The following is a 22,734-nucleotide window of genomic DNA, read 5'->3' on the forward strand; positions in this document are numbered from 1 at the left end:
GTCAGGCCCGCTTGCGCGCCGGCGCTGCCTTCTTCGCCGGGGTCTTTCGAGTGGCCGGCTTCTTGACGGTGGCGGCCTTCTTGGCGGGAGGCTTCTTGTCGTCGCCGAGGCTTTTCTTGAGTGCCGCCATCAGGTCGATGACGTTGCTGCCCTTCGACGGCAGGTCAGGCTCGTCGTCCTGGATGACGCGCTTGCCCTTTTTCTTTTGCTTTTCCGCAATCAGCTTCCTGAGCGCATCGATGTAGCGGTTCTTGAACTCGTCGGCGTCGAAATCGCTGGCCTTCTTGTCGATCAGCGTCTGGGCAAGGTCGAGCAGGTCGGGATCGGGCTTGGTGTTGCCGATGTCGCGGAAATAAGACTGCGCCTTGTTGACCTCGTCGGAATAGCGCAGCGTCTCCAAGACCATGCCGCGCCCGCAAGGCTTCAGGCTGACGACATATTCCTGCCCCCGCATCGCGAGCTGGCCGATGCCGACCTTCTTCGTTTGGCGCAGCGCTTCTCGCAGCACGACGAACGCCTCTTCGGCGAGGTCGTCGGCCGGCACGACATAATAGGGCTTGTCGTAATAGATCGGGTCGATGTCGCCGAGGTCGACGAACTGGGTCAGTTCCAGCGTCTTGCGGCTTTCTAGCTTCACCTTCTCGATCTCTTCAGGCTCCAGCAGGACATATTCGCCCTTGCTGACTTCATAACCCTTGAGAATCTCGTCGCGGTCGACCGGTCCGATGCCGGGCACCACTTTTTCGTAGCGGACGCGCTGTCCCGACGGCTCGTGGACCTGGTGGAAAGCGATCGACTTGCCCGCCTTGGTCGCCGGATAGATTTCGACCGGAATGGCGACCAGCGCCAATCGTATCTGTCCCCGCCAGGATGGTCGCGCCGGCATCGTTCACCTTCCCAAAGTCGTCACGTGTCCGATTCAATCGACGAGGGGATGACTCGTTCCGTTGGCCAATTCCGGCCACCCGGCGCAGAACTTTTTATGGCGGAGACATCCAGTCGGCCCGGCGGCGTCGTCTGGCCATCGAACAGCGCACGGCTCCAGCAGAGGATCCTGATGAGGGCGTCGGGCTGGCCGAGGCCATCGCGACTTTCGCCCTTCTGTCACGCGCCGGTACCGCCATGGCCGGGCCCAGTGATACGCTGCCCCTGACCAGCGCGCCGATGCTGGGTGTGTTGACACAATTCCCTTGGGTTCTGGCGACGGTCCGACCGGCGACGGCGCGCTAGCGCAGCGTTGACGAATCGTATCCCCCGGTGGCAAAGGCGGCGCCGCGCTTGCGCCGCGGGTATAGCACAATGGTAGTGCAGCAGCCTTCCAAGCTGAATACACGGGTTCGATTCCCGTTACCCGCTCCACGAAAGTCCATGCCGGGGCGTGGGTTTTCGTGGAGCGCGCCGGCCCGGCCGGGCGGCGACCGTCGCTGGCCGGTTGACAGCAACGCGACGCGCCTCCTAACAGCGCGCCGCACCACACCTGGACAGGTGGCCGAGTGGTTAAAGGCAGCAGACTGTAAATCTGCCCGGGTTTCCCGTACGCTGGTTCGAATCCAGCCCTGTCCACCATACTCCCGAGCGTCTCGGGCAGTGTCATGGCTGCCACCAACAACCTTGCGACAATCAAACGGGCACCGGTGATTACGCCCGTGTTTTGGAAGTGCTTGCGCCATAGGAAAGTTTGTGGCCCCTTGAACCCGTCAGCATTTGGGATTGGCGAAAATTGTCAGGTTGACGTAAGGGAATGTCTGAATCTCGTAACGGCTTGCTCGGTCGTTTGATGCCGAAAGGAGATGCCGATGCCCTCGGCCGCGACCCGATTTTCGCCCGTCATGGATAGGGCGGAAGACGCCGCCCAGCGTGTCGCGCGGTTGTCACCGGGGCAGCGCGAATGCCTGGCCCTCGTGAACCAGCATCTGTCGTCGAAAGAGATTGCCGCACAGCTCGGCATCTCTCCGCACACCGTCGACCAACGTATCCGGCAAGCCCTGCAAGTCCTTCACGTCGAGCGCCGTGCAGAGGCTGCGCGCCTCCTCGCCGCGCACGACGGTGTGTCCGAGCCATATCAACGATTGATACATCAACCGCCGTACATCGACCCGGCGGCCGACAGCCCGCAAATCGATGGGGCGGTTGGTCATCAGATTCGGCACGCTGACCGCACAGGGGGAACGAACCCGGCCTAGTCATTACCGAGCAGACGACGCCGGTCATTCGTTCCTCCCTGTCTTTGCCGTTCACAACGAGGAGCCAGCCCCGGAACGAATTGAGCGTCGGACAACGGCTGCTCTGGATCGTGATCATCTCCATGGGAGCAACCTTTTCCGCCGGCATGTACCTGGCCGGACTGGAAAGCCTCTCCCGGATGCTCAACTCCTAGCCGGGACCTCGATTACTTTCCGCGAATGGCCAATGAACTGGGGGATGCGATTCCCCGGGGAAGGGATGATTCATGCGTAAACATCAGATCGAATCCGCTGCGTTCGACATCGCCACCCAAGTCCGCGCCGTCGAAGACATGATCGATGCCGCACTGGTCGAGATGGCCGAGCTGCAGGGTCGCATGGTCCGCGCCCGTGCCGTGATGGGCGTTGGTCCCGCCACCGGCCAGGCCGCCTTTGCCAAGCTCGCCGATACGCTGCAGGCGCTGATCGTCGCGCGGGGCGGCATGGCCGATTGCCATGGCGAGCTCGCCGCCGCGAAACAGTCCGTTCCGGGGCTCCGGACGACCAGCTACGGCGACACCGACGATTGCCCGCCGCCGAAGGGAATCGCCGACCTTCGCGTCGTCGCCTGATTTCGGACTTTTACGAGGGGGCGAGGCCGCAGCACGATGAGCACCAAATATCTCTACTGGACGATGTTGGTCCTGTGCTGCGGCTATGCCTTGTGGAGGGGCCGCCACGACGAGCGCGTGGTCGCCGCGACCGCGATCTGCGCCTCGCTGGCGACAACGGTCTTCATTCGCCTGACCAGCGGCAATTTCGCGACATTCGAAGCCGGCATCCTGCTGATCGACGTCGCCGTCATGGCGGCGTTCCTTTACGTCGCGCTTACCTCCAGCCGCTTCTGGCCGCTCTATGTCGCGGGCCTGCAGTTGACGACCCTGCTCGCCCACATCTTCCGGCTCATTTCCAGCGACCTGGTGCCGATGGCCTATGCGGCCGCCGAGCGGTTCTGGAGCTATCCCATCATGATCATCCTGGTGATCGGCGCCTATCGCCATCACCGGCGAATGCAGCTCGATCCGGGCGGGGCAGTCTCGGCCTAGCCACTTCCAGTAGAGGCGTTGACGCGCTAGCACGCAGGCCGTGTCGCTATCGCCCCTTGCCGCTGCGCTCATCGATGCGAACGACCAGCCGACGCTGCTGATCGAACGGGGGCGGGTGCTGGCCGCCAACGCCAGTGCCAAGGCCCTGCTGGGCGCTTCGATCGAAGGCCGCGACGTTCGTCTCGCCATCCGCCATCCCGAGGCGCTCGAAATGATCCTCGACCCCAAGCGCCGCGAGGGCGACTTGGAACTGACCGGGATCGGCGGTCCCGACCAGAGCTGGCGCGTGACCGTCCAGCCGGTGCGCGACCATCGCACTCTCTCGCTGGTGCGCCTGTCGAACCAATCCGACCTGCGCGCGGCCGAGAAGATGCGCGTCGATTTCGTCGCCAATGCCAGCCATGAGCTGCGAACACCGCTGGCGACGATCAGCGGCTATGCCGAGACACTGGCTGACGACCAACCGCTCGACGATACAACGCGCCGCCGGTTCGGCGAAACCATCCACGGTGAAGCGGCCCGGATGCTCCGCCTGATCGAACAGCTCATGGGCCTGTCGCGGATCGAAGCCGATCGATTCCGTCCCCCAGCCGAATCGGTCGACCTCGCCAGCGTGGTGCGGATGGTGATTGAGGAGTGCGGTGAATTCGTGCGCCGCCGCCGTGCCGACATCCGCCTGGTTGCGCCCGATGATCTGCCGCGGGTGCGGGGCGACACCGCCCAACTGCAGCAGGTCGTCAGCAATCTTCTAACCAACGCCCTTCGCTATGGCTGCACCGCGGACGGCTGCCCGATCGACATCACCCTCGCCGCGCACGGCGGCGAAGTTTCGATCACGATTCGCGATCGTGGCGAAGGCATCGCCGCCGAGCACCTCCCGCGCCTCACCGAGCGATTTTACCGGGTCGATCCGGCGCGGACGCGCGACCAGGGCGGCACGGGACTTGGCCTCGCCATCGTCAAGCACATCGTCGAGCGCCATCGCGGGCGGTTGGACATCCGTTCGGCGCCGGGCCGCGGGACGGAAGCGGTCGTCACCTTGCCGGCCGCCTGACGTCCCTTGTCATCAAACTGTCATGTTAGCGTCACAGAATTCCATCGAGTCATCGCCAAAGGGGCCGCTGAGCGGCCGACGGCCGTGCCATGGGAGGCCTTGACAATGAAGAAGTTGATGGTTGCGCTGCCGCTGGTAGCGCTTGTCGCCGCATGCGGTTCGGGCGGTAGCGGCGGGTCGGCCGCCGGCAGCCAGATCAAGGTCGTCGGATCGTCGACCGTCTATCCATTCACGACCGCGGTCGCCGAGGAATTCCAGCGCGCCAATCCCGGCAACAGCGTCATCGTCGAGTCGACTGGCACCGGGTCGGGCATCAAGCTGTTCTGTGCCGGCGTGGGCGACAAGTTCCCCGACATCGTCAATGCGTCGCGCCAGTTGAAGGCCAGCGAGTACGCGGACTGCGCCAAGAACGGCGCCAAGAACGTCATCGAACTCGCGATCGGTATCGACGGCCTGACGCTGATCGAGGGTAAGGACGGGCCGGGCCTCAACCTCACCGTCACCGACATCTACAAGGCGCTGGCCGCCAATCCGTTCGGCAAGCCGAACACCGCCCAGACCTGGAAGGACGTCAACCCGGCGCTTCCGGCGATGAAGATCCGTGTCCTCGGCCCGCCGCCGACGTCGGGCACCCGCGACAGCCTGGCCGACCTCATCCTCACCAAGGGCTGCGAAAGCGATCCCGCGATGAAGGAACTGAAGAAGACCGACGAGTCCAAGCAGAAGGACATCTGCACCAAGGTTCGCGAGGATGGCGTTTTCGTCGAGGCCGGCGAGAACGACAATCTGCTGGTGCAAAAGGTTGCGGCCGACCCGGGCACGCTGGGCGTCCTCGGCTTCAGCTTCCTCGAGGAAAATGCGGACAAGGTTAAGGCCGTTCAGCTCGCCGGCGTAACCCCGACGGTCGAGACCATCGCGAACCTCAGCTATCCGGGCAGCCGCAAGCTCTACCTCTACGTCAAGGGCGAGCACATGGCCGCCAAGCCGAAGATCAAGGACTTCATCGCGGCCTACGCCAAGCAGTGGGGTGCCGGCGGTGCGCTTCAGAAGCGCGGGCTGGTGCCGTTCGGCGGCGCGGATGCCGAGGCTGCGGCCGCCCAGGCGACGGCGCTCACGCCGATCGACCCGGCGAGCCTGAAGTAAGCGCGGGATAGGCGGCGAGCGCCATGAACCTGATGATCGCGCTCGTCGCCGTCCTCGTGATCGCCGCCGCGGCCGGGCTGTTTGCCCGGCGGCGTGCGGCCAGCCTCCGCACCAGCAGCGGCCGGCTCAATAGCCTGCCGAATTATCATGCTCTCTACATCGCGCTGTGGGCGGCGCTGCCGGCGCTCGCCTTTCTCGCCATCTGGACCCCGGTCCAAAACGGTCTTGTCGACCAGGCCGTGCTGGCATCGCCGCAGGGCCAGGCGCTGCCGGCATTCGAGATGCAGCGCGACACCATCCTGACCGAAGCGCGCGAGATCGCGGCGGGTACGCGCGAGGCGGGCTTCAACCCCGAATCCACGGGACTCGCCCCGCTCTACAAGGCCGCGTCGGCGCGCTACGCGACGATCGGCAGCGTGGTCGCCATCGTCATCGCCCTGGCGCTGGCTGCCCTGGCGATGGGCCGAATAAAGATCGACTTCCGCGCCCGCACCGGCGTCGAGCGCTGGGTGATGGGCCTGCTCGTCGCGGCATCGCTGATCGCGATTCTCACGACCCTGGGCATCGTCCTGTCCCTGCTGTTCGAATCGTTGCGGTTCTTCAACCTGGTGTCGCCGACCGAATTCCTGTTCGGCACGACATGGAGCCCGCAGACCGCGCTCCGCGCCGACCAGGCCGGTTCGTCGGGCGCGTTCGGATCGATTCCGCTGTTCTGGGGCACCGCCTTCATCGGCGCGATCATCGCCATGATCGTGGCCATCCCGCTGGGCCTGATGAGCGCCATCTACCTGACGCAATATGCGCCGGCGAAAGCGCGGGCCTGGCTGAAGCCGATCCTCGAAATCCTCGCCGGCGTCCCTACCGTCGTCTACGGCTATTTCGCCGCCCTGACCGTGGCGCCGATGATCCGCGATCTTGGCCTGTCGCTGGGCATCAGCTCTGCCTCCAGCGAAAGCGCCCTCGCCGCCGGCCTGGTCATGGGCATCATGATCATCCCGTTTGTCAGCTCCATGGCTGACGACAGCATCGCCGCCGTCCCGCAGGCGATGCGCGACGGCAGCCTGGCGCTGGGCGCGACCAAGTCGGAAACCATCAAGAAGGTCGTGCTTCCCGCCGCCCTTCCCGGCGTCGTCGGCGGCGTCCTGCTCGCCGTCAGCCGCGCCATCGGCGAGACGATGATCGTCGTCATGGCCGCAGGGCTTGCCGCCAACATGACCGCCAACCCGTTCGAAAGCGTGACGACGGTCACGACCCAGATCGTCCAGCTGCTGACAGGCGACCAGGAATTCGACAGCGCCAAGACGCTGGCCGCCTTCGCGCTCGGCCTCGCGCTCTTCCTGATCACGCTGGTCCTCAACCTCATCGCGCTCGTCGTGGTGCGCCGATATCGGGAAGCATATGAATAGCGCCGCCATTCCCAGCCGTTGGACCGACGGGTCGATGAATGCCCGCATCCGCAAGCGCTATGCCGCGGAACGGCGTTTCCGGCTGCTCGGCTTCCTCGCGGTGGCGATCTCTGTCGCCTTCCTCGCCTTCTTGCTGATCACCATGGGCACCAGGGGCTTTGGCGGATTCACGCGCACCGAAGCGAAGCTGGCGATCGACTTTCCGCGTTCCGACCTCCTCATCGATCCGGCTGCGCTGACCGGCCCCGATGCCGAGGCGACGGTTGCGGGGTCCGACCTCGAAGGCACCCTGAACCAGGCCGCCGTCCAGCAGTTCGGCAAGGGGGGCGAGGAATTGTTCGGTGGCGGCAGCGTCCGCGAGCTCGGCAAGGCCATCCTTGCCGATCCAAGCATCCTGCAAAAGCGAGTGGATCTGTGGCTGCCGGTGTCGTCGAGGGCCGACGTCGCCGCCAAGGGGGATGGCCAGCCGGAGTTCGAAAGGCTCGTTGCGAAGGCCGACACCCGACGGGCGTTCAACAGCACCTTCCTGACGGCGTCGGACGCGACGGACCCGAGCGCGGCCGGGGTCCTCGGCGCCCTGAAAGGGACCTTCCTCACCATCCTGGTGACGATGGCCCTGGCGTTCCCGATCGGCGTGCTGGCCGCGCTCTACCTGGAAGAATTCGCGCCGCGGAACCGCTGGACCGACCTGATCGAGGTCAGCATCAACAATCTCGCTGCGGTGCCGTCAATCATCTTCGGCCTGCTCGGCCTGGCCGTGTTCCTCAACTTCATGCACCTGCCGCGATCGGCGCCGCTGGTCGGCGGCCTGACGCTGGCGCTGATGACCATGCCGGTGATCGTCATTGCCGGCAGGAACGCGATCAAGTCGGTCCCGCCCTCGATTCGCGACGCGGCTCTGGGCGTCGGCGCATCGAAGATGCAGGTAGTATTCCACCACGTGCTGCCGCTGGCGCTTCCTGGCATCCTGACCGGCACCATCATCGGCATGGCCCGTGCCCTGGGCGAGACCGCGCCGCTGCTGATGATCGGCATGCGCGCCTTCATCGCCTCGCCGCCGCAGGGCATCACCGACCCGTCGTCGGTCCTTCCGGTCCAGATTTTCCTCTGGTCGGACGAAGTCGACCGCGCCTTCATCGAGAAGACGAGCGCCGCGATCATCGTGCTGCTTCTGTTCATGCTGCTGATGAACGGGCTCGCCATCTATCTCCGTAACCGCTTCGAGCGCCGCTGGTAGGCATCATGACCATGACCAAGAACAAAGAAACGATCGTCCCCAACCCGGTGCCATCAACGGCAATCGCCGCCGACGCCGGCGCCGAGCGGACGGAGACCGACGCGGCTGCCCTGTCGCCCGATCCGGTCGCGGACGTGACTCCGCGGGTATCGAACGAGGCGATCGACAGCCTCGCCCTCGACGCGGGAAAGACCGCGAAGATGCAGGCGCGCGGCGTCCGTGTCTTCTACGGCGAAAAGGAAGCCATCAAGGGCGTCGACATCGACATCCACGAGGACAAGGTCACCGCCTTCATCGGGCCGTCGGGTTGCGGCAAGTCGACCTTCCTGCGCTGCCTCAACCGCATGAACGACACGATCCCCTCGGCGCGGGTCACCGGCGACATCTTCCTCGACGGGCAGGATATCAATGACGCGTCGATGGACGTGGTGCAGCTTCGCGCCCGCGTCGGAATGGTGTTCCAGAAGCCCAACCCCTTCCCCAAGTCGATCTACGAGAACGTCGCCTACGGCCCCGCATCCACGGTCTCGCCGACGGCAAGACGGAGCTCGACGCGATCGTCGAAAAGTCGCTGAAGCGCGCCGGCCTGTGGGAAGAGGTCAAGGACCGGCTGCAGGAAAGCGGCACCGCCTTGTCGGGCGGCCAGCAGCAGCGCCTGTGCATCGCCCGCGCCATCGCCGTCGATCCGGAAGTCATCCTGATGGACGAGCCCTGCTCGGCCCTCGACCCGATCGCAACTGCCAAGATCGAGGAACTGATCCACGACCTGCGCGGGCGCTATGCGATCGCCATCGTCACCCATAACATGCAGCAGGCCGCGCGCGTGTCGCAGCGCACCGCCTTCTTCCACCTCGGCGAGATGGTCGAATACGGCAAAACCAGCGAGATCTTCACCAACCCGCGCGAGCAGCGGACCCAGGATTATATCACCGGCCGCTACGGCTGATCGGAGCACAGGACATGGCCACTACCGGGGCACACACCATCAAGGCGTTCGACGAGGATCTCGATCGGCTGCGCGCGCTCATCAGCCAGATGGGCGGACTGGCCGAACACGCCATCCGCGAATCCATGCGCTGCCTGGTCCAGCGTGACCTCGAAGGCGCGCAGAAGATCGTCGACAACGACAAGAAGCTCGACGCACTGGAAATCGAGACGGAACGCCGTGCCGTCCAGCTGATCGCGCTCCGGGCACCGATGGCGGGCGACCTTCGCGACGTCGTCGCGGCGATGAAAATCTCCAGCGTCGTCGAGCGTATCGGCGACTATGCCAAGAACATCGCCAAGCGCGTTCCGCTGCTCGACAGCGTCGGCAAGATCGAGCCGCTGTCGCTGATGCCGGAAATGGCGCGTATCGCCACCGAAATGGTCCACGACGTCCTCAATGCGTTCGTCGAGCGCGACGCGGAAGCGGCGGTCCGGGTGGTCGAGCGCGACCGCGCGGTCGACGACTTCTACAACAGCATCTTCCGCGCGCTGCTGACCTTCATGATGGAAAACCCGAACAACATCGGCCAGTCGACGCACCTGCTGTTCATTGCCAAGAACATCGAACGCGTCGGCGACCACGCCACCAACATTGCCGAGATGGTCTACTATGCCGCCACCGGTCAGCATATGGCGGACCGGCCGCGCGGAACGGACCCACTGGAGGCCTGATCGATGAGCGGGAAGCGTCTCTTGCTGGTCGAGGACGATCGGGCGCTGTCCGACCTCATCAGTTTTCACTTTGGCCGCGCTGACTGGTCTGTCACCCGCACCGGCGACGGTGAGGAAGCGTTGATCCTGGCCGAGGAAATCCGGCCCGACCTCGTCATTCTCGACTGGATGATCGAGGGTATCAGCGGCATCGAAGTGTGCCGCCGCCTTCGCCGGCGCGAATCCACCGCAAACCTGCCGATCATCATGCTGACCGCTCGAGGCGAGGAGGAGGACCGCATCCGCGGCCTCGATACCGGTGCCGACGACTATATGACCAAGCCGTTCTCACCGAAGGAATTGTTGGCCCGCGCCGGCGCCGTGCTTCGCCGCGTCCGTCCGGCGATCGCCGCCGGGGCGCTCAGCTACGCCGGGATCGACATGGACCTCGCGGCGCACAAGGTGAAACGCCAGGGCGCGCCGTTGCAGCTCGGCCCGACCGAATATCGCCTGCTGCGTCATTTCCTCGAAAACCCCGGCCGGGTCTTCTCCCGCCAGCAGCTGCTGGAATCGGTCTGGCCCCATAGCGAGGACATCGAACTACGCACGGTCGACGTTCACGTCCGCCGCCTCCGCCTGGCGCTGGGCGAACCGGACATGGTCAGGACGGTTCGCTCGGCCGGTTACTCGCTCGACGCCGAAGGGTTGCCTGACCGGCCGCCTAGCCGCATGAGCGCCAGCCATGGCGCGAAAGAACAAAGGCAAGGGCGGCGGCAATCCCAACCGGCCGCGTTTCTGGGGCAAGCATGCGGTCGCGGCCGCGCTCGATAATCCCGACCGGCGCGTCCACAAGGCGTGGGCGACGCGCGATGCCGCCACGTTCATGAACTTCCCGCCCGAGGTGACGCTGGTCATGGCCGAAGCGCCCGACCTGGGGCGGATGGTGCCGCACGACGCGCCCCACCAGGGTGTCGTGATCGAGGTCGAGCCGCTGGAGGACATCTGGCTCGCCGACCTCCTCGCCGACGCGCCGGAGCGCGCGGTGCTGCTCGTCCTCGACCAGGTCACCGATCCGCATAATGTCGGCGCCATCCTTCGCACCGCCGCGGCCTTCGGCGCGATCGGCATCGTCACCCAGGACCGGCACAGTCCGCCCGAGGGCGGAGCGCTGGCCAAGGCGGCATCCGGCGCGCTGGAGCGGGTGCCATGGGCGCGGGTCGTCAACCTGTCGCGCGCGCTGGAGGAAATTGCCGAGGCGGGCTTCTGGCGTATCGGCCTTGCCGGCGATGCCAAGACCGACCTCAAGGACGCGCTGGGACCGCAGCGGGTAGCGCTCGTGCTCGGCGCGGAAGGTACGGGCATGCGCCACAATACCAAGGAGCATGTCGACGCGCTGGCCAGGCTGCCCATCACGGACGCGGTCGAGAGCCTCAACGTCTCGAACGCCGCCGCCGTCGCCCTTTACGCCGCGAGCGTCGCCTGATGGTCCGGACGGCCGAGTCGCTTCGGGCCAGCCTCGATGCGCTGGCTGAGCGCGAGAAGGCCTTCGCCGAGGTGCTCGATATCCACGGGCGGCCGGAACCGCGCCTGAGCGAACCCGGGGTCGAGACCCTCCTGCGGACAATTGTCGGCCAGCAGGTCAGCGTCGCCGCCGCCCGGTCGATGTGGAACAAACTGGTCGCGAAATATGGGTCGCCGGTCGACCTTGAGTCCCTGCTTGCCGCGAGCGACGAGCAACTGCGCGAGGCGGGACTGTCGCGGCAGAAGGCAGGTTATGCCCGCAGCCTGGCGGGGCTGGTGCTGTCGGGCGAACTCGACCTCGTCAACCTTCCCACGGACGATGAGGAAGCGATCGAGCTCCTCACCCGCATCAAGGGCATCGGCCGCTGGTCGGCGGAAATCTACCTGTTGTTCGCGGAAGGCCGGCCCGATGCGTTTCCGGCCGGCGACCTCGCCGTCCAGGTCCAGCTCGGCAAGCTGCTCGGCCATCCCGAACGGCCAAGCGAGAAGCAGGTGCGCGAGTGGGGCGAAGCGTGGCGGCCGCATCGCGGGGCCGCCGCGGTGCTCGCCTGGCACGCCTATAACAGCACCGGTACGGCGCTCTGATCTAGTTGCGCAGGCCGGCGCTATGCGGACGGGCGTTGAGCGCGCTCCATGCCCTTGCGCCGCGATCGAGGCTGAACGGTCCCATCTTGCCGCCATCCTCGCCGCCGCGCCCGACGAGGAAGCTGGCCGATTGCTGACCGTCACCGCCGGTCCAGCGATAGAGGGCGTTGATCGCCACCAGCGGCACCAGCAGCTTGCGCCCCTCGATCTCGATCGGATTGAGCCGTTCCGGCACCAGCGGAATGCGGCTGCGGACAGCGACCTTCCCATGCGGTTCAAGCACCGGGATCCGATCGCCCATTCCGACCGGATTGCGGAAGAAGTGGGTGATGTCCTCGTCCTGCCGCGGTCCGGCGTTCAGCATTATCGCTTCGACCAGGAGATCGCGTGCCGGGGCGCTGCCGGTATTCCGGACGACGAGCTCGAACGACAGCCGCGCCGTTCCGGTCTCGTCCAGTTCGGCGCGGATCGGGGTGAAGTCGAATTCGATCTGCGGCTTCAGCGAACGCGAGACGATCGCGCCGTCCAGTTGCGGATGGACGCTGCGCGGCGTGCGGGCGGTAATCGTGCCATCGGCTGGTCGCGTGGAGGCCGGCGCCGCGGGCGCGGGCGCAGCCGGTCGTGGCATTCGGGCGTTGATCGTACCTTCCAACGGTCGCGCCGCTGGGGCGCCGGCGGCGCGGGACGCGGTTGCGGCACCGGCGCTGGCTCGGCGCCGGCATAGGCCAGGCGGTCATAGCCATTCTGCCCCGCCCCGGGCTGCAGCTTGCGCCATGCGAAAAAGGCCGCGGCCGCCACGAGCGCCAACCCGGCGAGGAGCCACGGCCACCAGCCAGGCGACCCGTCGTCCTGGACCGCGGCGACATCGGGCATGACCGGCGCGCCGGTTTCCACCGGAGCGGCGCTCGAAATCGGTGGCGAGATTTCGAGCGAGTCGATGATGTTGGGCGCGGGCGGCGTCGAAGTCTGGGTCGCGGTCGAGCGGGACGGGGCCGCATCGGCTTGCCGAGATGTCGGTGACGTTGTCGCCGGACGAGTCGGCACTGGCGCCGTTTGGCCCGCCGTCTGCTGCGCGGGAGCAGGCGCCGTCACCGCCGGCGGCGTCGGCTCGGCCTGGCGCGCCGGACGGCCGCCGAGGCTGAAATCCTGGAGCTCGCGCGGGCCGACGACGTTGCCGGACGCTGGCGGCGGCGGCGCGATCTCGACGCCGTTGGTAGTGGCCGGCGCGGTGGATTGGGCGCCAAGCGGGGCGGTGCCCGCGACAATCGCCACGAGCCCCACCAGCATTGCACTTGCAGCCCGGAATCGGATCATGTCCGGCCCCACCCTCGCTTTCCCTGTCGCTAGGCGCGCTGCCCTGCCCCGGGCCATGCGCGGGCGCGTCATGGCCCGATTGGGCGCGTCAGGCAAGTCTCGGACGCTCTAGCGTGCGTCGACCAGCACCAATTCCGCGTCGGAATCGGCCTCGATTTCAACGCGCTGCTCGCCACGGATCGCGACTCCGTCGCGGGCCTTGGCGGCGACGCCGTTGATCCGGACATCGGCCGACGGCACGAGGTAGAGGTGGCGTTCCGGATCGGCGGCATAGGCGACACTCGACCCCGCCTTCACCGTCGCCCCGAGCACACGGGCATCGGCATTGATGGTCAACGCGCCGTCCTCGGGATTACCGCTGGCGAGCAATTGGAAACTGCCTTCCCGGGCCTCCTTCGGGAAGGGCATCATGCCCCAAGCCGGCTCGGCGCCGGGGCGGTCGGTCTGGACCCAGATCTGGAACAGGGTCGTCGCCTCGTCCTCCAGATTATATTCGGCATGGGTAACGCCGGTTCCGGCGCTCATTACCTGAACGTCGCCGGCGCCGGTCCGTCCCTTGTTGCCCATCGAATCCTGGTGGGTGATCGCACCGGTACGGACGTAGGTGATGATTTCCATGTCGCGGTGCGGATGCGGCGGAAAGCCGGAGCGGGCGCCGATCGTGTCGTCGTTCCACACGCGGATCGCGCCCCAGCCCATGCGGGCCGGATCGTGATAGTTGGCGAAGCTGAAATGGTGGCGGGCATCGAGCCAGCCGTGGTCGGCGTGGCCCAGCGAAGCGAAGGGTCGGATGTCGATCATGGCGACAAGATGCGCCCCCTCGCCAACCATTCAAGTGTCAACGATGTAACCGCCTTCGCCACCCTTGGATGCATCGAAACGGCACGCTTTGCGAAAATTTTGGGGCGACAGGGAACAATGTCTCCCTGCATTGCGCTTCCACCGATGGTGGAGGGTGTGCGCGGGGATATTCCGGTGCCTCCCAGTAACGTCCGGGTGAGGGCCACAGAGTGAACAAGCAAGCCGCGCGCAATGAATTCGGCGTCAGCCGCCGGGACCTCATCAATGCGCTTCGCCGCCTTCGAAAGGGCGATTTTGCGGTCCGCCTGTCGGAAGACGGTTCGACCGAGGACAGCGAGATCGCGATCCTGTTCAACGAAGTCGTTTCGCTCAATCAGAACATCACCGAGGAATTCGAACGGCTGGCCAAAATCGTCGGCAAGGAAGGCAAGATCGGCCACCGCGCCAAGGTTCGCGGCGCAACCGGCGGGTGGGACACGAAGCTTCGCGCGGTCAACGAGCTGATCGACGACATGGTCCAGCCGACGACCGAGGTCGCGCGCGTCATCGGGTCGGTGGCCAAGGGCGACTTGTCGCAGATGATGGCGGTGGAGACCGACGGGCGCCCGCTCCGCGGCGAATTCCTGCGCATCGGCAAGGTCGTCAACACCATGGTTGCGCAGCTCGGGTCGTTCGCGTCGGAAGTGACCCGCGTGGCCCGCGAAGTCGGTACCGAAGGAAAGCTCGGCGGGCAGGCGAACGTGAAGGGCGTCGCCGGCACATGGAAGGACCTCACCGACAACGTGAACCTGATGGCCGCGAACCTGACCGGCCAGGTGCGCAACATCGCCGACGTGACGACCGCCGTGGCGCGCGGCGACTTGTCCAAGAAGATCACCGTGGACGTGAAGGGTGAAATCCTGGAGCTGAAGAACACCATCAACACGATGGTCGACCAGCTCAATTCGTTTGCGTCCGAAGTGACCCGCGTGGCCCGCGAAGTCGGCACCGAGGGACGCCTCGGCGGCCAGGCGCAGGTCGAGGGCGTCGGCGGCACGTGGAAAGACCTCACCGACAATGTGAACGCCATGGCCGGCAACCTTACCGGCCAGGTCCGCAATATCGCCGAAGTGACCACCGCGGTCGCCTCGGGCGACTTGTCGAAGAAAATCACCGTCGAGGTGAAGGGCGAAATCCTCGAGCTGAAGAACACCATCAACACCATGGTGGACCAGCTGAACTCGTTCGCGTCCGAAGTGACGCGCGTGGCTCGAGAAGTGGGCACCGAGGGCAAGCTCGGCGGCCAGGCGCAGGTGCGCGGCGTCGCCGGCACGTGGAAGGATTTGACCGACAATGTGAACCTGATGGCCGACAACCTGACCGGCCAGGTTCGCAACATCGCCGAGGTGACGACCGCGGTCGCCTCGGGCGATCTTTCGAAAAAGATCACCGTCGACGTGAAGGGCGAGATCCTCGAGCTGAAGAACACGATCAACGTCATGGTCGACCAGCTCAACGGCTTCGCGTCGGAAGTGACCCGCGTGGCGCGCGAGGTCGGTACCGAGGGGAAGCTCGGCGGCCAGGCGCAGGTCCCCGGGGTCGCCGGTACCTGGGCCGACCTGACCGACAATGTGAACCTGATGGCCGCCAACCTCACCGGACAGGTCCGCAACATCGCCGAGGTGACCACCGCCGTGGCGCGCGGCGACTTGTCCAAGAAGATCACCGTCGACGTGAAGGGCGAAATCCTTGAACTCAAGGACACGATCAACGTCATGGTCGACCAGCTCAACAGCTTCGCGTCCGAAGTCACCCGCGTGGCGCGCGAAGTCGGCACCGAGGGGCGCCTCGGCGGGCAGGCCCAGGTCGAGGGCGTCGGTGGCACGTGGAAGGACCTCACCGACAATGTGAACGCCATGGCCGCGAACCTGACCGGCCAGGTGCGCAATATCGCCGAGGTGACCACCGCCGTGGCGCGCGGCGACTTGTCCAAGAAGATTACCGTCGACGTGAAGGGCGAAATCCTCGAGCTGAAAAACACCATCAACGTCATGGTCGACCAGCTGAACTCGTTCGCGTCCGAAGTGACTCGCGTGGCGCGTGAAGTCGGCACCGAAGGCCGCCTCGGCGGACAGGCGCAGGTCGAAGGCGTCGGCGGGACGTGGAAAGACCTCACCGACAATGTGAACGCCATGGCCGGCAATCTCACCGGTCAGGTCCGCAACATCGCCGAGGTGACGACCGCCGTCGCGCTCGGCGACTTGTCCAAGAAGATCACCGTCGACGTTAAGGGCGAAATCCTCGAGCTCAAGAACACCATCAACACGATGGTGGACCAGTTGAACTCCTTCGCGTCGGAAGTGACCCGCGTGGCCCGCGAAGTGGGTACGGAAGGAAAGCTCGGCGGTCAGGCGCAAGTCCGCGGCGTCGCCGGCACCTGGGCCGACCTGACCGACAATGTGAACCTGATGGCCGACAACCTGACCGGCCAGGTGCGTAACATCGCCGACGTGACGACCGCAGTGGCGCGCGGCGACCTTTCGAAAAAGATCACCGTCGACGTGAAGGGCGAGATCCTCGAGCTCAAGAATACCATCAACACCATGGTCGACCAGCTCAACGGCTTCGCGTCCGAGGTGACCCGCGTGGCGCGCGAAGTGGGCACCGAGGGGAAGCTCGGCGGCCAGGCGCAGGTGCCGGGCGTCGGCGGCACGTGGAAGGACCTGACCGACAACGTCAACCTGATGGCGACCAACCTGACCAACCAGGTGCGCGGCATCGCCGACGTCGTCACCGCGGTGGCGCAGGGCAATCTGAAGCGCAAGCTGACGTTCGATGCGAAGGGCGAGATCGCGGCGCTGGCCGAAACCATCAACGGCATGATCGAAACGCTGTCGACCTTCGGTGACCAGGTTACCAACATGGCCCGCGAGGTCGGCGTCGAGGGCCGGCTGGGCGGACAGGCGCGCGTGCCCGGCGCGGCCGGCCTGTGGCGCGACCTGACCGACAACGTCAACCAGCTCGCCGCCAACCTGACCAACCAGGTCCGCTCGATCGCCGAAGTGGCGACCGCCGTGACCAAGGGTGACCTTACCCGATCGATCGCGGTGGAAGCGTCCGGCGAAATGGCCGCGCTCAAGGACAACATCAACGAGATGATCGGCAATCTGAAGGATCAGACGCTCAAGAATGCCGAGCAGGACTGGCTCAAGACCAACCTCGCCCGCTTCAGCCGGATGCTGCAGGGCGAACGCGACCTCACCACCATTTCCAACCTCATCATGTCGGAACTGGCGCCGCTGGTGAACGCGCAATACGGCGTCTTCTACGTCACCAACCGCGACGAGGACGAAGTCAAGCTCGACCTCGTCGCCAGTTACGGCGCCGACAGCCGGTCGCAATTGCAGCAGCAGTTCGAACTTCGCGAGGGCCTGATCGGGCAGGCGGCGGCGAACAAGCGGCCGATGCGCCTGTCGAGCGTGCCGGGGGATTTCATCAAGATCGGATCGGGCCTCGGCAAGGCGGCGCCCGCCAACATCAACATCCTCCCGGCCCTGTTCGAGGACGAGGTCAAGGCGGTCATCGAACTCGCCTCGTTCGAGGAATTCAACGAGACGCACCACAGCTTCCTCAACCAGCTGATGGAAACGGTCGGCATCGTGCTCAACACCATCGCCGCGACGATGCGGACGGAAGAACTGCTCAAGGAATCGCAGCTGCTGACGCAGGAGCTCCAGGCTCGCCAGACCGAGCTCACCACCAAGCAGGAAGAACTGCACAACACCAACGAGGAGTTGCAGGAAAAGGCCCAGCTACTGGAGAACGAGAAGCGTCAGGTCGAAGCCAAGAATTTCGAAATCGAAATGGCCCGCCGCGCGGTCGAGGAAAAGGCGGAGCAGCTCGCCCTCACCTCCAAGTACAAGTCCGAATTCCTCGCCAACATGAGCCACGAGTTGCGCACGCCGCTGAACTCGCTTCTGATCCTGTCGAAGCTGCTGGCCGACAACCAGCAGGGCAACCTCAACGAGAAGCAGACCGAGTTCGCGCGCACCATTCACGGCGCGGGCACCGACCTGCTCAATCTCATCAACGACATCCTCGACCTGTCGAAGATCGAATCCGGCACCGTGTCGATCGAGCTCGCCGAAATGCCGACCGCCGGACTCAAGCAGCACATGGAACGGACGTTCCGACAGCTCGCGTCTGAAAAGGGTCTTCAGTTCGAAGTCGACTTCGCCGACACGCTCCCGCCGACCATCCTCACCGACGAAAAGCGCCTGCAGCAGGTTGTGCTCAACCTGCTGTCCAATGCCTTCAAGTTCACCGCGCAGGGCGGCGTTACCCTCGCCGTCCGGCCGGCGCATTCCGGATGGAGCCCGGACCACCCGATTCTTCGCGAGGGCCAGGACGCGATCGAGATTTCGGTCAGCGACACCGGCATCGGCATTCCCGACGACAAGCAGAAGCTGATCTTCGAGGCCTTCCAACAAGCGGACGGCACCACCAGCCGCAAATATGGCGGTACCGGCCTCGGCCTGTCGATCAGCCGCGAGATCGCCCGCCTGCTCGGCGGCGAATTGCAGGTCCGGTCGGTCATCGGCGAAGGATCCACCTTCACCCTGTTCATCCCGACGCGCGCCACGGACGGGCGGATGGCCGCGCTGCCGGCCCCGGCCGTCATCAACAGCAGCGAACCGGTCGCTCAAGGAATCGCGCTGCCTGATGACCGCGATGCGCTGAATGGCGAGCCGTTCGTCCTGATCGTCGAGGACGACGCGACCTTCGCGTCTATCCTTATCGACCTGGCCCACGACGCCGGACTGAAGGCGGTGGTGTCGAGCAGCGGTTCGGGCACCGTCGCGATGGTGCGCAAGCTTCGGCCGAACGCGGTGACGCTCGACCTCGGCCTGTCCGACATCGACGGTTTCGTGCTTCTCGACCTGCTGAGCCACGACCCCGACACCGCCGGCATCCCGGTCCACGTCATTTCCGGCGCGGAGCAGGCGACGCACGCGCTGACCATCGGCGCGGCGGGCATCACGGAGAAACCCGCCAGCCACGAAGTGCTGAAGGACTTGTTCGCGAAGATTGCCAAAACCCCGCGCGCGGCCGGACGAAAAGCCAGGCCGAGACCGAAATCCGAGACCAGCGAACGCCGCGACCCCGTGCCCGAACTGGCCGGCACGCGGATCCTCATCGTCGACGACGACATCCGCAACATCTACTCGCTGACCAGCGTGCTCGAGGCGCACGACGTCAAGGTGCTGCACGCCGAACGCGGCGCGGAAGGGATCGAGATCCTGGAGACCGCGCCGATGATCGACGCGGCCCTGGTCGACATCATGATGCCGGACATGGACGGCTATGAGACGATGCGCCGGATCCGGTCGAAGCCAGCCATCGCCAACATTCCTCTGATCGCCGTCACTGCGAAGGCCATGAAAGGGGACCGCCAGAAGTGCCTCGACGCCGGCGCTTCCGACTATATTTCCAAGCCGGTCGACATCGACCTCCTGCTGGCCTTGCTGCGCGTTTGGATCGGCCGTTCGAAAAGCGACCGCAAACCGGTGAAGTCACGGTCCGCCCCCAGTAAGGTCGCCTGACCAGATGACGAATTCTCCCCGACCAATGGTTTCGCGCGCCCCACGCAAACGGGATGAGGTGAAGACCCGCATTCTCGTCGTTGACGACGACGAGCGGAACCTGCTGGCGATCACCGAAGTGCTCGGCGGAATTGCGGAAGTCGTCACCGCGACCTCGGGCCGCGAAGCGCTTCGCGCGCTTCTGAAGGGCGACTTCGCGGTCATCCTGCTCGATGTGTTCATGCCCGGCATGGACGGCTATGAAACCGCCAGCCTGATCCGGGCGCGCGAACAGACGGCGCGAATTCCGATCATCTTCCTGTCGGCGGTGAACAAGGAAACCGAGCATCTGATGCGCGGCTACGCGATGGGCGCGGTCGACTATGTCTTCAAGCCCGTCGACCCGCTGGTGCTGACGTCCAAGGTCGGCGTCTTCGTCGACCTTTACGAAATGCGCCGCCAGATCGAAGAGAAGAGCCGCGCGGAACAGGAGTTGCGGGACGCCAAATATCAGGCTGAGCTTGAAAGGCTCCGGATCGAGCAGGAGCTCGAAGCCAGCCGCAAGCGCCAGGCCGCGATCATCCAGTCACTGCCGATCCTGCTCTATATGGAGCCTCACGAATCCGACACTCGCCTGCCCGACTTCGTCTCCGGCGATTTCGAAGCGATGACCGGCTTCACCTACTCCGACATTACGGCCAATCCGGGCCTGTGGCAGGAGCGTCTGCACGAGGAGGACCGCGACCGGGTCCTGGCCGCACTACGCGATCGCCCGGTGCAAGGACGCTGGTCGATCGAGTATCGGTGGTGCTGCGCCAATGGCGAGTACAAGCACTTCCACGACCAGGCGGTGCTAATCCGCCATGACGACGAGCGGGCGGAATTCGCCGGGTCGCTGACCGACGTTTCCGAACGGCGGACCCTGGAAAGCAGGCTGGTCCAGGCGCAGAAGATGGAAGCGATCGGCCAGCTGACGGGCGGCATTGCTCACGATTTCAACAATCTCCTCGCCGCGGTGCTGGGCGGTCTTCACATCCTGCAGCGGCGGGTCGAATTCGGCGCGAACGAGCAGAAGATCGTCGACCAGATGCGTCGTGCCTCCGAACAAGGTGCCGAACTGGTACGCCGGATGATGGCCTTCGCCCGCAAGCAGGACCTCAGTCCCGCGAGCGTGGACCCGCAGCAGCTTTGCACGTCGGTCGCGGGCCTCGTCGAACATACGCTCGGCGGGACCATCGAGATCGACTGGCGCTGCGGAATGATGAACAGCAACCTGTTTGTCGACCAGTCGCAGCTGGAACTAGCGCTGCTCAACCTGATCCTCAATGCCCGCGATGCCATGCCCGGCGGCGGCCGCGTCACAATCGGAATCGACGAAGTGGCGAGCGAGGCCGACGGCAGCGATCCGCTGGTACGGATCCGCGTCAGCGATCATGGCCACGGCATCCCGGCCGACCATATCGACAAGATTGTCGAGCCGTTCTTTACCACCAAGGAAGCCGGCAAGGGCACCGGGCTCGGTCTGTCGATGGTCGCGGGATTCGTGCAGCAGTCCGGCGGACGCTTCACGATCGACAGCGTGATCGAGGAAGGAACGACGGTTGAGATTCTGCTTCCGGCCACGCCGCAGCCTGTCGCGGACCGGCCGGTGGAGCCGGACGCCACGGGCAAGGACATCAGCGTTCGGAGCGTCCTCTTGGTCGACGATGACGAAGCAGTCCGGACCGTGCTCGGTGAGCAATTGCGCGAGATGGGACTGTCGGTCGATTGTGCCGCCGACGGCGCCGAGGCGTTGCAGCACCTCAGTCTCGGCAAGCGCTTCGACCTCCTGCTGACCGATTTCGCGATGCCGGGCATGAACGGCATCGAGACCATCCGCCAGGCAAGCGAACAGCGACCGGACATGCGCGCTGCCTTGATGACCGGCTACGCCGACGAGGAATCGACCGCCGCGGCGCGCGCCTCGCTGACGATACTTCGCAAGCCGATCAGCCCCGCCGAGCTTCGCAAGGTGCTCGGCTAACGCCACACCAAAACGGCTGGTGCACTCAAGTGACCTGACCGGCGGGCGGTTGCGAAGCCGCCGCGACTGCGGCATCTGGCCGGGCGTGAGCGCGGACCGTTTGACCATCGATGACGTGGCCCGCGAGGCCGGAGTCGCCCGCGTGACCGTGTCTCGCGTTCTTAACGGCGACGCCGGGGTCCGCGACCAGACTCGCGCCAGGGTTCGCGAGGCCATCGCGAAGCTGGGATACTCGGTCAATCACCAGGCTCGGGCGCTGGCGAGCGGCGGCGCCCGGAGGATCATCCTGTTCCATGCCGGCAACCCCGACCGCGAACCCAACAGCTATTACGACTCGGGCCTCGAGCTAGGCGCGCTCCGGGCCTGCTCGGCACGGGGCCTGGACCTCGCGTCGCGCACGATCGATCCGGACGTACCCGACCTGCTGGATCGATTTTCGGCAATCGTCGCCAGCGAGCGTCCATCGGGCGTCATCCTTCCCCCACCGCTTTGCGATAATCCCGACCTGATCGCCCGCATCGAAGAGATGTCGGTCCCGGTTGCGGGCATTTCGTCCAGTGTCGCCGGGCGCCTGCCGAATGTCGGCATCGACGACTATGCCGCGGGGCGGGCGATTGCCCGGCACCTGCTCGACCTCGGCCATCGCCGCATCGGGTTCCTGTCGGGGCCGGCCAACCACCGGTCCGCGGCCACCCGTCTGGACGGGATGAAGGACGAACTTCGAGCCGACGGTCTCGACCTGACGTGGGCCGGTGAAGGCGATTTCACCTTCAAGGCCGGGATCGACAACGCCAACCAGCTGATTGCCGATGGCACATCGATCAGTGCGCTCGCCTGCGCCAACGACGATATGGCGGCCGGCGCCATGCTCACCTTCCACCGCGCGGGTTACGACCTTCCCGCCGACCTCAGCATCACCGGCTTTGACGACACGCCGGTGTCGCAGATCGTGTGGCCCCCGCTGACGACCATCCGCCAGCCGATCCAGTCTTACGGAGAGCTGGCCGTCGGGATGGTTACTGCGAACGGCGAGCTGAACGCCGGGACCAACCTGATCCCGTTCGAACTGATCGTCCGGGAATCGACCGCGACCGTTGCCTCGGTGCCGCAGAGCCGCGGCAACCCGGCCTGACGCACGTCGGCAAACTTGACAGTTTGGTTTCGCATCGGCCAAGGAATGGAA

General features: G+C 65.5%; 16 protein-coding genes, 2 tRNA genes and 2 pseudogenes. 17 read left to right on the forward strand and 3 right to left on the reverse strand.

The window, feature by feature from the left end; genetic code table 11:
• Window position 1: 1 nt before the first annotated feature.
• Window positions 2-886: a non-homologous end joining protein Ku gene (gene ku / locus H9L12_RS09295; RefSeq protein WP_187541505.1), complete on the reverse strand. Its 885-nt coding sequence runs from the start codon at window positions 884-886 to the stop codon at window positions 2-4.
• A 399-nt stretch (window positions 887-1,285) separates the two neighbouring features.
• On the opposite strand from ku, the gene H9L12_RS09300 reads away from it, so the two are divergent.
• From H9L12_RS09300 to H9L12_RS09365, 14 genes and pseudogenes are all read left to right on the forward strand, one after another.
• Window positions 1,286-1,359: transfer RNA gene (locus tag H9L12_RS09300), tRNA-Gly, on the forward strand.
• Between the two features lie 120 nt (window positions 1,360-1,479).
• A tRNA-Tyr gene (locus tag H9L12_RS09305) sits at window positions 1,480-1,566 on the forward strand.
• A gap of 263 nt (window positions 1,567-1,829) precedes the next feature.
• Complete coding sequence (locus H9L12_RS14480; RefSeq protein ID WP_425506823.1) at window positions 1,830-2,183, forward strand: sigma factor-like helix-turn-helix DNA-binding protein; 354 nt, start codon at window positions 1,830-1,832, stop codon at window positions 2,181-2,183.
• A 266-nt stretch (window positions 2,184-2,449) separates the two neighbouring features.
• Complete coding sequence (locus tag H9L12_RS09315) at window positions 2,450-2,794, forward strand: hypothetical protein (RefSeq protein ID WP_187541507.1); 345 nt, start codon at window positions 2,450-2,452, stop codon at window positions 2,792-2,794.
• 36 nt (window positions 2,795-2,830) lie between these two features.
• Window positions 2,831-3,268, forward strand: a complete 438-nt coding sequence (locus H9L12_RS09320) for a hypothetical protein (RefSeq protein WP_187541508.1) — start codon at window positions 2,831-2,833, stop codon at window positions 3,266-3,268.
• Window positions 3,269-3,308: 40 nt separating this feature from the next.
• Window positions 3,309-4,322 carry a sensor histidine kinase gene (locus H9L12_RS09325; RefSeq protein ID WP_187541509.1) on the forward strand — a complete coding sequence of 338 codons (1,014 nt, stop codon included), beginning with the start codon at window positions 3,309-3,311 and terminating at the stop codon, window positions 4,320-4,322.
• A gap of 105 nt (window positions 4,323-4,427) precedes the next feature.
• Complete coding sequence (locus H9L12_RS09330; RefSeq protein WP_187541510.1) at window positions 4,428-5,465, forward strand: substrate-binding domain-containing protein; 1,038 nt, start codon at window positions 4,428-4,430, stop codon at window positions 5,463-5,465.
• Window positions 5,466-5,488: 23 nt separating this feature from the next.
• On the forward strand, window positions 5,489-6,871 hold the full coding sequence (gene pstC, locus H9L12_RS09335; protein ID WP_187541511.1) for a phosphate ABC transporter permease subunit PstC: 1,383 nt from the start codon (window positions 5,489-5,491) through the stop codon (window positions 6,869-6,871).
• On the forward strand, window positions 6,864-8,108 hold the full coding sequence (gene pstA / locus H9L12_RS09340) for a phosphate ABC transporter permease PstA (RefSeq protein ID WP_187541512.1): 1,245 nt from the start codon (window positions 6,864-6,866) through the stop codon (window positions 8,106-8,108). The genes pstC and pstA overlap by 8 nt, the downstream gene beginning before the upstream one ends.
• A 200-nt stretch (window positions 8,109-8,308) precedes the next feature.
• Window positions 8,309-9,054: pseudogene (gene pstB / locus H9L12_RS09345) on the forward strand (phosphate ABC transporter ATP-binding protein PstB).
• A 14-nt stretch (window positions 9,055-9,068) separates the two neighbouring features.
• Complete coding sequence (phoU, locus tag H9L12_RS09350) at window positions 9,069-9,767, forward strand: phosphate signaling complex protein PhoU (protein ID WP_187541513.1); 699 nt, start codon at window positions 9,069-9,071, stop codon at window positions 9,765-9,767.
• A gap of 3 nt (window positions 9,768-9,770) precedes the next feature.
• A pseudogene (phoB, locus tag H9L12_RS09355) lies at window positions 9,771-10,445 on the forward strand (phosphate regulon transcriptional regulator PhoB); the annotation flags it as partial.
• Between the two features lie 43 nt (window positions 10,446-10,488).
• On the forward strand, window positions 10,489-11,229 hold the full coding sequence (gene rlmB / locus H9L12_RS09360; protein ID WP_187541515.1) for a 23S rRNA (guanosine(2251)-2'-O)-methyltransferase RlmB: 741 nt from the start codon (window positions 10,489-10,491) through the stop codon (window positions 11,227-11,229).
• The gene (locus tag H9L12_RS09365; RefSeq protein WP_187541516.1) at window positions 11,229-11,852 is read left to right on the forward strand and encodes a DNA-3-methyladenine glycosylase family protein; all 624 of its coding nucleotides are present in this window, start codon (window positions 11,229-11,231) and stop codon (window positions 11,850-11,852) included. Before rlmB ends, H9L12_RS09365 begins: the two co-directional genes overlap by 1 nt.
• 498 nt (window positions 11,853-12,350) lie before the next feature.
• On the opposite strand, the gene H9L12_RS09370 is transcribed toward H9L12_RS09365, so the two are convergent.
• Window positions 12,351-13,166, reverse strand: coding sequence for a hypothetical protein (locus tag H9L12_RS09370; protein ID WP_187541517.1), 816 nt, complete (start codon window positions 13,164-13,166; stop codon window positions 12,351-12,353).
• A 108-nt stretch (window positions 13,167-13,274) separates the two neighbouring features.
• Window positions 13,275-13,967 carry a pirin family protein gene (locus H9L12_RS09375; protein WP_187541518.1) on the reverse strand — a complete coding sequence of 231 codons (693 nt, stop codon included), beginning with the start codon at window positions 13,965-13,967 and terminating at the stop codon, window positions 13,275-13,277.
• Window positions 13,968-14,176: 209 nt separating this feature from the next.
• On the opposite strand from H9L12_RS09375, the gene H9L12_RS09380 reads away from it, so the two are divergent.
• Genes H9L12_RS09380 through H9L12_RS09390 form a run of 3 tightly spaced genes read left to right on the forward strand, consistent with a single transcriptional unit; the run spans window position 14,177 to window position 22,683 of the window.
• Window positions 14,177-19,549: a HAMP domain-containing protein gene (locus tag H9L12_RS09380; RefSeq protein ID WP_187541519.1), complete on the forward strand. Its 5,373-nt coding sequence runs from the start codon at window positions 14,177-14,179 to the stop codon at window positions 19,547-19,549.
• Between the two features lie 58 nt (window positions 19,550-19,607).
• Entirely contained in the window at window positions 19,608-21,551 is a 1,944-nt protein-coding gene (locus H9L12_RS09385; protein ID WP_246450330.1) for a response regulator, read from the forward strand.
• Between the two features lie 19 nt (window positions 21,552-21,570).
• On the forward strand, window positions 21,571-22,683 hold the full coding sequence (locus H9L12_RS09390) for a LacI family DNA-binding transcriptional regulator (protein ID WP_187541521.1): 1,113 nt from the start codon (window positions 21,571-21,573) through the stop codon (window positions 22,681-22,683).
• The last annotated feature ends 51 nt before the right edge of the window (window positions 22,684-22,734 follow it).

This window comes from Sphingomonas rhizophila (genome assembly GCF_014396585.1).
Lineage (GTDB): Bacteria > Pseudomonadota > Alphaproteobacteria > Sphingomonadales > Sphingomonadaceae > Sphingomicrobium > Sphingomicrobium rhizophilum.

What these genes read in the sequence shown, in the direction of transcription:
- rlmB (WP_187541515.1), top strand. Translation starts at nt 10,489, where the DNA reads ATGGCGCGAAAGAACAAAGGCAAGGGCGGCGGCAATCCCAACCGGCCG.
- H9L12_RS09365 (WP_187541516.1), top strand. Translation starts at nt 11,229, where the DNA reads ATGGTCCGGACGGCCGAGTCGCTTCGGGCCAGCCTCGATGCGCTGGCT.
- H9L12_RS09330 (WP_187541510.1), top strand. Translation starts at nt 4,428, where the DNA reads ATGAAGAAGTTGATGGTTGCGCTGCCGCTGGTAGCGCTTGTCGCCGCA.
- H9L12_RS09315 (WP_187541507.1), top strand. Translation starts at nt 2,450, where the DNA reads ATGCGTAAACATCAGATCGAATCCGCTGCGTTCGACATCGCCACCCAA.
- H9L12_RS14480 (WP_425506823.1), top strand. Translation starts at nt 1,830, where the DNA reads ATGGATAGGGCGGAAGACGCCGCCCAGCGTGTCGCGCGGTTGTCACCG.
- pstA (WP_187541512.1), top strand. Translation starts at nt 6,864, where the DNA reads ATGAATAGCGCCGCCATTCCCAGCCGTTGGACCGACGGGTCGATGAAT.
- ku (WP_187541505.1), bottom strand. Translation starts at nt 886, where the DNA reads ATGCCGGCGCGACCATCCTGGCGGGGACAGATACGATTGGCGCTGGTC.
- H9L12_RS09320 (WP_187541508.1), top strand. Translation starts at nt 2,831, where the DNA reads ATGAGCACCAAATATCTCTACTGGACGATGTTGGTCCTGTGCTGCGGC.
- H9L12_RS09370 (WP_187541517.1), bottom strand. Translation starts at nt 13,166, where the DNA reads ATGATCCGATTCCGGGCTGCAAGTGCAATGCTGGTGGGGCTCGTGGCG.
- H9L12_RS09375 (WP_187541518.1), bottom strand. Translation starts at nt 13,967, where the DNA reads ATGATCGACATCCGACCCTTCGCTTCGCTGGGCCACGCCGACCACGGC.
- phoU (WP_187541513.1), top strand. Translation starts at nt 9,069, where the DNA reads ATGGCCACTACCGGGGCACACACCATCAAGGCGTTCGACGAGGATCTC.
- pstC (WP_187541511.1), top strand. Translation starts at nt 5,489, where the DNA reads ATGAACCTGATGATCGCGCTCGTCGCCGTCCTCGTGATCGCCGCCGCG.